Annotated in this window: 6 protein-coding genes; 3 read left to right on the top strand and 3 right to left on the bottom strand. The window is 38.0% G+C overall.

The features are described 5' to 3' along the window. Positions 1-681: 681 nt before the first annotated feature. Entirely contained in the window at positions 682-1,293 is a 612-nt protein-coding gene (locus CQA40_RS08845; protein WP_115520488.1) for a hypothetical protein, read from the bottom strand. Positions 1,294-1,347: 54 nt separating this feature from the next. Continuing rightward, positions 1,348-2,925 (bottom strand): pentapeptide repeat-containing protein, encoded by a 1,578-nt coding sequence (locus CQA40_RS08840; RefSeq protein WP_115520487.1) that lies wholly within the window; start codon positions 2,923-2,925, stop codon positions 1,348-1,350. Positions 2,926-3,215: 290 nt separating this feature from the next. Between CQA40_RS08840 and CQA40_RS08835 the strand changes: the two genes are divergently transcribed. From CQA40_RS08835 to CQA40_RS08825, 3 genes are all read left to right on the top strand, one after another. Further along, positions 3,216-5,207 carry a methyl-accepting chemotaxis protein gene (locus CQA40_RS08835; RefSeq protein ID WP_115520486.1) on the top strand — a complete coding sequence of 664 codons (1,992 nt, stop codon included), beginning with the start codon at positions 3,216-3,218 and terminating at the stop codon, positions 5,205-5,207. 219 nt (positions 5,208-5,426) lie between these two features. Next, the gene (locus tag CQA40_RS08830) at positions 5,427-6,392 is read left to right on the top strand and encodes a DMT family transporter (RefSeq protein ID WP_115520485.1); all 966 of its coding nucleotides are present in this window, start codon (positions 5,427-5,429) and stop codon (positions 6,390-6,392) included. A 104-nt stretch (positions 6,393-6,496) separates the two neighbouring features. Beyond that, positions 6,497-9,349, top strand: coding sequence for a TonB-dependent receptor plug domain-containing protein (locus tag CQA40_RS08825; RefSeq protein WP_115520484.1), 2,853 nt, complete (start codon positions 6,497-6,499; stop codon positions 9,347-9,349). 102 nt (positions 9,350-9,451) lie between these two features. Here the strand turns inward: CQA40_RS08825 and folE are convergent, their stop codons facing one another. After that, complete coding sequence (gene folE, locus CQA40_RS08820; RefSeq protein ID WP_115520492.1) at positions 9,452-10,012, bottom strand: GTP cyclohydrolase I FolE; 561 nt, start codon at positions 10,010-10,012, stop codon at positions 9,452-9,454. Positions 10,013-10,059 lie beyond the last annotated feature (47 nt).

Genomic DNA, 10,059 nt, shown 5'->3' with positions numbered 1-10,059 from the left:
TGCAGGGATTGGGGAAATGTTTATCTTAACTCACAAAATCTTGCTTTATCTGCTTTTTATTGTTTTTTATCTTACTTTACTTACTTTATTTTACTTTTTATCTTGCTTTACCTTACCTTACTCTTTATCTTGTATTGTTTTTTTATCTTGCTTTACTTTCTATCTTGCCCTATCTTACTTCAACTTGATTGTAAAAACTTGCTTATGCAATCTAAATACTTGTGAAAAAGATGACTTTGGGTAGAGCGTATGTAAATGCACTATTTAACACAGAGCTAAAAAACCTTAAGACTTTACATAAAAATAACTTCTTAAAAACCCCCTTAAAACTTATAAAAACAACTCCAAGATTGCTAAAAAAATGATTTCTAGGGCTTATTAAAATAATAAACAACTTCTAGTAGATTTCTAAATAAAAGCAATTTCAAAAAACTTTCAAGGTTTATAGCACTCTTAAAGATTTCAAAATTTATAAGAACTTGCAACCCTACAAAACACTTATTTGGATTATTTTTTGACAGCTATTTAGAAAAATCAGTGAATACTTATGAGGAATTTATAAAACTTTTAAGACTACTAAAAATAAAAAACAACCCCAAAGCTAACTTGAAAGTTTGTGTTATTGGGGGGTTACACTTGATTTGTCTCACATTTTTAGATTTTACTATATCATCAAATGCCCTAAGCAGGGATTATAGAATTTTTACGCGCACTCTTTTGCAAAGAAAAGAGGCAAAGTAGAAGAATAATGCCATAAATTATGCTAGTAGATTTTATGATACTATTACTAGCTTCATCATAATCAATAATTTCTTTTATCTCTTTAAGTTTTAATTCGTCATTCAAATCTATAAGTGTCAAAATATTTTTTAATCTAGTTTGATTTTCTTGTGATTCAAAAATTTGATATTCTTTATGGCTAGGATTCATTGATATAGAGGTAAACTTTCTTCTTGCACTGCAGGATATATCATAATCATCTCTATCAAAATCATACTTTAGCAGCTTTTTCATATCGCAAAAAATTACGCTATTGCTGTTGCTATCATCAATATTTTTTATTGTGTTTGATAGGTTGTTGGGATTATCTTTAAGCGTAGCTAAAATAGTTTTAAAGTTATCCACTTTTCTATCATCAAACAAAAATGATATGATATTGCTTAGCTCATTTTTATTTGATAATATTATTTCTTTTACTGACTTTGATTCTCTAAAAGAAGCATTATCATCATTTCTTAGATTAAATTCTTTTTGCGAAATTTTAGATAGATTTATTATAGCGTTTGCTTCCATATTGTTAAGCCTTTTTTCTAATCGATTTTCGCTCAATGTATCAGCTGAAAATATTCATACAAGTGGGTTTAGTAGTTGCGGTTTTGCAACGAGAATCCATAGTAGAAAAAAATACATAAATGCCCTAAAATAATCAGCAATGTTTTTTGTGAGAAATAAGGAGTAAAATATTCCCAAAACAATTACATATATCATTAAAAAGCAAAGCGTATACACAAGATAGATTAAAAAAGTGCTTGATAACAGAAAATAAGCAAGCATAAACAATACAAGTAACAAAGTTAGTTTTTTGCCAAATGCGTTTTTATTAAAAGAATAAAAGATTGCTAAAAAAATTAACTCAATAATCAATGTAACACTATAAGATATAGTTTCTCCATAAGCCATCATATATGGCAATATAACCCTCATCAAAAATAGTAAACTACCATAAGATACTATCATCGTGGTTGTGAAATTTAATATAGTTGTGAAATTTGTGTGATGATTGCTTGTGTGTCTATATAGTTTTAATATCGCATTGTCTATCCACAGTGTAAAATCTAGCTCATTATTTTTAGATTTTTTGCTATCTTGTTTGTTATCCTCATCGCATTTTTGTTTTGTATCTACTTTTTTATGTTGCCCTTGCTCTATGGAAAACTCTAATTCAAGTTCTTTTGCATATGGCTCTAGTATGTGCCAATTTTGTGCTTCCAAAAGATTGTTTTGTGAAAGAAGTGTATCTTTGATAGCCCTAAAAGAATCTTTTAAATTTTGTGCGTGTTGAATCTTTAAGTGTATTTTTGTCTTATCTTTTTCTTTATTGTCTTTAGCTTCATATTCTACTTTTTTATTTATATATTCAGCCATTTGATTTAATGTTATTCGTTTTGTGTCAACACCGACAAAGTTTAGGAATCTTGGATTTTGGATAACGCACGCTGAAAAATTTACTACACTTTCAAAGGTGGCAAAATAAAAATTTGCCACTCGTTCAAATGCTGTTCTACACATTTGTAAATCTTGCCTAAAAACTGCTCTATGAAAATACGCATCTGCTCCAAAAATCGCGCCACTAAAATCAGCATTATTGTAAAATTTAGCATTGCTAAAGTTTGCTTCCTCATCAAATTCTGCCTTTGCAAAGCAAGATTTTCCAACAAATTTTGCGCAAGAAAAATTAGCTTTTTTGTTGAATATAGAATTTTCAAAAGACACTTCATTAAAAATGACTTTGTCAAACATAACTTTTCCATTAGTTTTGATAAAACTGCAATCAAAATTTTTTTTGAAAGTAACATTATCAAAAGCAAGAGTATTTTTATATTCAAACAATTTGCCTTTTTTGCTTTTATCGCTTGGATTTAGATTTACTTCACATTCAAACGAGCAATTAACAAACTTTATATTGTATTTGGCTATGGTTTCTATGTCAAAATCATATATGCTTAGCTTAAAGTCGATATTGTTTAAATTATGATTGTTTTTGCTATCAATATTGTATTCATTTGTTGTTTTATCGTAGCTTATAAGGCTAAATGAAGTAACATAATGCGTTGTTTTTTCTAGAGGCAGTTGAATACTGATTGTGTCTCCCCATAAAGTGTGGGCTATTTTTTCTTTTGCTCTTTGTATTTCTAGTTCTGTCATTTGCTATCTCACTAAAATTTTTGATAAACAATCTAGTCGCTATTGTATCATTTTACTGCCATAAATATTAGTCTTAGAATCCCAAAATAAACAAAATTGCAAAAAGACACTTTTTTACAATTTTTTATTTTCACTCCACCTCTTTGCATACTTCAAAAACTTGCAAAAACATTTAATATTTCATCGCTAAAATTTGCCAAAAACCCGCAAATAATACACCTCTTGTCGTTTTTTTTTTTTTGTTATAATGATTTTTAACAAAAGTTAAAAAAACAACAAGGAGAGAAAAAATGTTCAAAACCGTCGCTTCCAAAATTCTTACGCTCGCTATTGGCATATTTGTCATTATGATTGGGATTGTCAGTGTGGTAAATTACACGCGCACTTCAAAATCCACCACCGATATTTTTAATGGCTTGCAGCAACTTATGCTTCACTCATCTTTTACCACCATAAACATAACGATGGGCATTGAGGCGGAGCAACATTTGCGCGAGCTTTCCGCGCTTCTTGCAAATGTCGATAGGAATGACATTGTTGCACAGAGAAAGATTCTGGCAAATCTCGCTAAATTTGTCCAATATGACGCCGCGTTCATCGTATATGAGCAAGGTGAAGGCAAAATGATTTCAGGTATGCCAAAAAGCGATATAAATCGCTTATCCTCTATGCCCGATGATGGCACATTTGACTTCCGCACGCGAGGCTGGTATCAAGCCGCTAAAAATACGCAAAAATTTTTCGTAACCGCGCCTTATGAAAGCAAAGTCGCTGGAATGGAGGCGACTATTTCAGCCACTGCGGCTATGCCGTTTTTTCGCAATGGCAAGTTTGAGGGCGTGATAGCGGTGGATATTTCGGTGGGCGGATTCCAAGATAGGTTCAAAAACTTCTATCGCAAAGAGTTGCCAAGCCTGCGGATTTTGCTTATAGATTCTGAAGGCGAGGTGTTTTCTCACGCGGATTTAGAAACAATCGGCAAAGACAAACTCAAAGCACTAGGGGTACAAGTCGTAAGTAAGGCAAGCCAAAAGCCTGTGGGCGAGTTTCACACGAAGTTTTTGGGCGTGGATAAAATTGTGTTTTATGAGCAAATGCCTTTTGGCTGGATAATCGCTGCCGAAGCAAACGAAGCGGATTTGACAAAGGCGATAAATGAAAATTTCATCGCTTCTAGCGCGCTTGCTTTGGTGCTACTCATTCTTGGCGGGGTAGGGCTATTTTTTGCGATTAAGTATTTCTTTAAGCCGCTAGGCGCGATACAAGAGAGCTTGCACAAGTTCTTTGCGTTTTTGAACTATGAGACAAAGCAAGCCCCAAAACCGCTCAATCTCACAAGCCAAGATGAATTTGGGAAAATGAGTAGTGAGATTGACAAAAATATCACACACACCCAAGAGATGATAGAGCAAGATTCTGCGATTATAAAAGAGGTGAGTGCAGTCGTAGATGAGGCAAAGCAGGGCAAATTTGGCAAGACTATCACGCTAAGTAGCCCAAATCCGCAGACAAATTCCCTCAAAGATAGGCTAAATGAGATGAGCCAAACGCTATTTAACCTCGTGGGGCACAAGCTCTCAAACGCCACGCAAGCCTTTGAAGCCTATCGCAAAAACGACTTTAGCTCGCGCATACAAAATCCGCAAGGAATCGAAAAAGACATAAACGCGCTAGGGGATTCTATCACGCAGATGCTAAAGCACTCTGCGGGCTTTGCCAAAGAGCTAGGGGCGAAATCTAGCGAGCTAGAAACTTCTATGCAGGCTCTCACAGAGCGTTCTCAAAAGCAAGCCACCTCGCTTGAGGAGTCCGCTACCGCAGTAGAGCAGATAAGCTCCTCTATGCACATAGTGAGCGAAAAAACCGATGAATGCACCCACCAAGCCGAAGACATAAAAAACATCGTAGGCGTGATACGCGACATAGCCGACCAGACAAACTTGCTTGCGCTCAATGCCGCGATTGAAGCTGCGCGAGCAGGCGAGCACGGCAGGGGCTTTGCCGTAGTAGCAGATGAAGTGAGGAAGCTAGCCGAGCGCACGGGGCATTCACTCGGCGAAATCGAAGCAAATGTCAATATCCTCGTGCAGTCTGTCAATGAAATGAGCGAATCTATCAATGAGCAAACAAGTGGCTTAAGCCAGATAAATGAGGCAATCGCGCAACTAGAGAGCACCACGCAAGAAAATGTCGAGGTGGTAAATGCCACAAACGAAGTCGCCAAACGCGTAAATGGCATAGCCGATGAAATCCTAGAAGATGTGAGTAAGAAAAAATTCTAGGGATTTTAGTGCAAAATTTGCATAAAGTTTATGCTTGGCAAAATCTATACCTTTTCATATTCATCACGCCTTGTAAATGTTTTTTGCATTTTTAGCGGTTTTTATTTGTCTAAAATTTTGCCAAGCGCGGTTCATTTGCTAAATCTATATAAAAAATCCTTTTATATAAACTTTTAGATTTTATAATGTTGTGTGGTTTTTATTTATTTTTAAGGGGTAGTGGATTTGCGCGGTGGATTTTTGGGGCAGAGTTGGCATAGTTTTTTTGGGCACTTTTTGGCGATTTTTACCATTGTGGTGTGGGGGAGCACTTTTAGCGCGACAAAGGCGCTGCTAGAGGATTTTGCCCCTGCGGAGATTCTCTTTATCCGCTTTGCTTTGGCGTATATTTTTTTAGCCCTTTTGTGCCACAAAAGCATTGCCTTTGAGCGTGGCAAAAAGGAGCTGCTTTTTATCGGTGCGGGGCTTAGTGGGAGCTGTTTGTATTTTTTGCTAGAAAATATCGCGCTCACCCTTACTAATGCCTCAAACGCCTCGCTTCTAGTGGCTATAAACCCAATCACAACCGCGCTTTTGCTAAGGCTCTTTTTTGGCAAAAAGTTTGGGCGATTTTTTGTGCTTGGCTTTGTGATTGTGTTTGTGGGCATCTCTCTTGTGGTGTTTAATGGCAACTTTAGCGTGCAAATCTCGCCGCTTGGGGATATGCTGTGTATCCTTGCTGGGCTTGTGTGGTCGGTTTATACTATTATCTTGGAGCGACTTTTTAGCGCGTATCGTGGGAGTAATCCTATCGCAATGACGCGCAGAATCTTTTTTTATGGACTGATTTTTACGCTTCCTTTCGCGCTGTATCAAAGTGGGATTTTGGGCGGGATTTTAAACGGGTTTTTAAACGGGGAAAATTTTGGCGCGAACTTAAGCGCGATTTCAGAATCTTCGCGCTATCTTAAGCCTAGCAATCTTGCAAACTTGCTTTTTTTGGGGCTAGTGGCTTCCGCGCTTTGCTACCTAAGCTGGAATGCCTGCCTCAAACGACTTGGTACGCTTAAAGCAAGCGCGTATATTTATGCGATTCCTGTGGTGGGCGTGTTTATCGCTACGATTACGCTAGGAGAGCCACTCACGCCCTATCTCATCATCGGCGGGATTCTCACTTTGCTCGGACTCTTTGTGAGTCAAAAATAGTTTGATAAATTTTATGTGCACTTTTTTATAAATTTTGATATAAAGTGATAAAGCATTTATTATCGAGTTTTATCATAGTCCAAATTTAAAATACAAGGGATTTTATGTCAAGCGTTTTTAGAAATTTGCTGATAGCTTTGTGTTTGTCGCACTATTTGCTTTCAGCACAAAGCCCTCCAAATCAAAGCTCCATAAGTGTGCCAAATAACCAAGAGAGCGATAGCCAAACAAAAGCAAAACATTTAGAGCAAGAATTGCAAGCAAAGGATTTAGGCAAAATCGTAGCAACAGGCACAAGTGATATAGACACTTCACAAATAAAAAAATACCAAAGTAGTGCAGGCAAAATAAGCACACAAATGCTAGAATCTAGCCCGAGTGGCAATGGCGATATAGGCTCAATCCTTAGAATCCTGCCAAATGTGCAGTTTGATAACGCACAAAATCGCTCCACTACACCGGGCGAAATCGACCCCGCAAGAATCAGCATAAGCGGCGGATTGCATTATCAAAATAATTTCCAACTCGATGGAATGAATATGAACAATGACTTAGACCCCGCTGGTAGTGCGGATTGGCTAGGTGGCGCACCGGGACGCTCTCAAGGGTTAGCAGTGGATACAAGCCTTTTAGATTCCATAACTGTTCTAGATTCTAATGTATCTGTGGCGTATGGAGGTTTTAGCGGTGGGGTAGTAGAGGCAAGCACACGCAAGCCAAGCAAAAAAATTGGCGCAAATATCTCTTATCAATTCACGCAAGGAAACGCCGACCCCAAAGCCTTTTCTATGACAAATTATCATCTCTATGGCAATGCGAGTTTGGAGGGTTTTTTAGATTCTGTATCACAAAGCTATAATGACAACAATTCGCCAATTTTTACCAAGCACCTTATCCGCGCAAGTTTGGAATCTAAAATCAATGACAAATTTGGAATCATCGCTAGTTTTGCAACCACGCAGAGTTTTATCCCATTGCGTTATAACAGCAACATTAGCACTTCACAAGCCACGCCTGTCGACCCAAAAGATGCAAGCACTTACAAGCAAACACAAAAACGCCAAATTTATAATTACTTTCTCAAGGGTTATTACGACCCAAATGATTCTGTGCGCTTGGAGTTTAGCTACACTTATGCACCGCAGTTTGATTATCGCTTTATGAGCGGGACAAGGGGAGATTTTTTTAGCTTTGATTCTGGTGGGCATCAAGTGGGACTTAAAACAACTTGGCAAAATAGCGCGGGAATCCTTACAAATGCGCTAAGCTACTCGTTTTTAGAAAATTCTACACTTTTGCACGGATTTGAGCACACAAAATATTGGATTCCCTCGAGTTCTAAAAATTGGGGGAGGTTTAGTGTATTTGCCCGTGAGGGAGGCTATGCACCCACTGCCTCGACACAACATACCCTAAGTAATAAAATTATCCAAGATTTTAACGCCTTTGATTTGGGATTTGCTAGCCACACTTTTTCTGCTGGGCTAGAGATAGGTTATCAATATGCACAATTTGGCTACACGCAAGATTATTTTTTCGCCCGAAATAATGGCAACCAAAAACAAATGTCCCAAGCGCAACAAAGTTTGTGCAGTGGCCCGTTTTTGGAATGGTGCGACCCACAAAAAGCCTACTATTCAAACGGTGTGGAATGGACTTATGGGCAATATTTTGGACATCTAGAGCTGTATAGGAAAGCAAATGTGGATTTGCACAATGCTCTAGCAAGTGCGTGGCTAGAAGATGATATTGCTATCCCTTTGTCGAAAGCGGGCGAGATAAATACGCGACTTGGCGTTCGGCTTGATACAGATAGTTATATGGGCAAAAGCACTGTTGCACCGCGCTTTAGTCTAAACTACATTACTCCTGCACCAAAAGAGTTTGCTACGCAAATCACCTTTGGTGCAAATCGCTACTATGGGCGCAATCTCTTTGCCTACGCCCTAAAAGCAAAACAAAATTCTATGAGCGTGGGAATTGCTAGGGATAGTCCAAATAAGGATTGGTATGAAATTTTACATTCTGGAGTGCAATGCGTTGGTAGTAATTATAACAACAGCGGAAAAACTGACTGCATAACCACTTACAAAAACGACATAAAATTTAGCAAACTAAAAGTCCCATACACCGATGAGCTAATGGGCGGAATCTCTCAAAATATTTATGAAATAAGAATGCAAGCAAAATATATTTATCGGCAAGGTAGAGATGACATTCGCTATGTGCGAAGCGATTATGTGGGATTATCCCAAGACCCAAATTACACAAATACTTATTACACCTACACAAATGAGGGCAAAAGCACAACGAATATTATCGTGCTTTCTCTTTCGCACGATAGGGCATTGGAATTTTTTGGGATAAAAAACTATGCAAGTTTTAATGTGGATTGGACAAATGTAGAGCGAAATTTTGTTGATTATAGTGAAAGTGCAAGTCTTTCACAAATACAAGATGATGATATTTTGTGGGAGGGTAAGGTGGTGGCTTATTCCCAACGCCCTGCTAGCAACTTTGTGCGTCCTTTTACCCTGCGACTTAGCACCACACATAGTTTTAACATAGGGCGGTTTAGGTGGCTGTGGAACAACTTTTTTCGCTATCGCTCAAGCCACAAAGCAGTAGCCAAAATCCACACTGCAGGGACAAACTATGATAGATGTGCTACAAATGCTAGGTGGTGTCCTACTCAAGGTTACAACCCAGCACATAATGACAAAGACCAATTTATCGCTCGGATTTTAAAAGGAGCATTTACTTGGGATATGCGACTAGGTTTTGAGGTAAATGTGTGGAATCAAAATACTTTATTTGTAAATGTAGATATTTATAATGTGCTTAATGCCAAAAATCCTACCATTGCCACCACAAACTATACAGGCACAAACTCAAGCCCTACTATCGTATATGAAGTAGGGAGGCAGTTTTGGGTGCAAGTGGGGTATAAATTTTAATGAGGTTTTATAAAATTTGGCGCTGGCAAAGAGTGTAGATTTTTGAAAGTATGGATTTTGGCAAAATGATTTGTGTGCTGTATTTTATCATTAGTGTGGATTTTAGCCTTTGATAAGTTGCAAAAATTCACCTCGCGTGCGAGAATCGCTTTTGAAGATTCCGCGCACGGCACTTGTGGTGATTTGGGCTTGAGTTTTTGTCGCTTCACGCATACTCATACATAGATGACGCGCTTCGCACACCACCATAACACCCTTTGGGGAAAGTAGCTCTGTGATACTTTGGGCGATTTGGTTGGTTAGATTTTCTTGGATTTGCAATCGCTTAGCATACACCTCGACAAGTCTCACAAATCCGCTTATCCCCGCGATAGAATCTTTTGGCACATAGCCGATATGCACCTTGCCAAAAAATGGTAGCAAATGATGCTCGCACATTGAATAAAACGCAATGTCTTTTATGCTTATCATTTCATCAATTCCGCTATTTGCAAATAGTCCACCAAGTGCTTCTTTTGGGCTAAGTGAGTAGCCTGCATAAAGGATAGATTCTAGTTGTGCTAGTCTTTTGGGTGTGGCTTGAAGTCCTGCGCGAGTGTAGTCCTCGCCTATGCGCTTACAAAAGTCTCTAAAAATCTGCTCGTTTATTTGTTCGTTTCGCATTTCTTGTTCTCGTATTTTATGCACTTGTTTTACGCGCTTGGCAAAAT

Origin of the sequence: Helicobacter sp. MIT 01-3238 (genome assembly GCF_003364135.1) — a bacterium.
Classification (GTDB): domain Bacteria; phylum Campylobacterota; class Campylobacteria; order Campylobacterales; family Helicobacteraceae; genus Helicobacter_B.
This window is presented reverse-complemented; position numbering and strand designations above follow the sequence as displayed.

What these genes read in the sequence shown, in the direction of transcription:
- CQA40_RS08845 (WP_115520488.1), bottom strand. Translation starts at nt 1,293, where the DNA reads ATGGAAGCAAACGCTATAATAAATCTATCTAAAATTTCGCAAAAAGAA.
- CQA40_RS08840 (WP_115520487.1), bottom strand. Translation starts at nt 2,925, where the DNA reads ATGACAGAACTAGAAATACAAAGAGCAAAAGAAAAAATAGCCCACACT.
- CQA40_RS08835 (WP_115520486.1), top strand. Translation starts at nt 3,216, where the DNA reads ATGTTCAAAACCGTCGCTTCCAAAATTCTTACGCTCGCTATTGGCATA.
- CQA40_RS08825 (WP_115520484.1), top strand. Translation starts at nt 6,497, where the DNA reads ATGTCAAGCGTTTTTAGAAATTTGCTGATAGCTTTGTGTTTGTCGCAC.
- folE (WP_115520492.1), bottom strand. Translation starts at nt 10,012, where the DNA reads ATGCGAAACGAACAAATAAACGAGCAGATTTTTAGAGACTTTTGTAAG.